General features: G+C 43.4%; 1 pseudogene. It reads left to right on the forward strand.

Going from position 1 to position 989, the window contains the following annotated elements:
- Nucleotides 1-989: pseudogene (locus C1E58_RS00370) on the forward strand (transposase); the annotation flags it as partial.

Below are 989 nucleotides of genomic sequence, written 5' to 3' on the forward strand. Positions count from 1 at the left end.
TTTCGGGCTAGCACACACGCCAATCAGCTCATCAAATCTGCCTTCATCTACTTCACTCTCCTCCTCAGAGAGAATGGATTGATTGAAGATGAGGCTCTCTTCATTGACGGGACCAAGGTAGAAGCTGATGCCAACAAGTATTCTTTCACGTGGAAAAAGGCCGTTGAACGCTATGAAGATGCCTTGAATGGAAGTATTTCAGCCCTCTATGACAATCTAGTTCAAGAAGGGGTGAATACTGCCTTGTCCCAGGAAGAATGCCTCACTAGCGAGGGACTCAAACAACTCCTCCATGAGACAGAACAAGTATTGGACGAGGTGGAAGAAGCTATCTCACAAGAGCCGAAAGTCATTAAAGGTGGATCAGCCAACAGACAGAAACGAAGAAGAATTAAGAAACTCAAGAGAAAGTTGAAAGAAGATTGTCTTGTTCGGAAACAGAAGTACGAACGAGATAAGCAGATTCTACAAGAGCGAAACTCCTACTCTAAAACGGATCACGATGCAACATTTATGCGGATGAAAGAGGAAGAAACAGTCTGGGGAGAGACTGTTTCTTCACGAGCCTTGAAATAAAAGAGCGAGTATGAAAAATGGTCAGCTCAAACCGGGCTACAACCTCCAACTTGGCACAAACAGCCAGTTTGCCTTAGCTTACGGACTGTTTCCGAATCCAACTGACACTCGTACACTCAAGCCTTTTCTTCAATCCATCCAAACCCTAGAACTCTTTAAACACATTGTCGCGGATGCAGGTTATGGTAGTGAAGAAAATTATAGCTTTATCCTTGATGACCTGGGGAAAACACCTCTGATTCCCTACGGAACATATCAGAAAGAGCAGAAGAAAAGCTATAAGAAGAGTGATGCCAATCCTGAAAACTGGACTTACTTAGAAGATTCTGACCAGTGGATAAAACCAGATGGGGTTGTCTACTCGTTTAAGAATTATTCACGAAGAACGGAGCAGAATGGATTTGAGAGAGATA

The sequence above is a fragment of the Streptococcus suis genome, assembly GCF_002964575.1.
Lineage (GTDB): Bacteria > Bacillota > Bacilli > Lactobacillales > Streptococcaceae > Streptococcus > Streptococcus suis_R.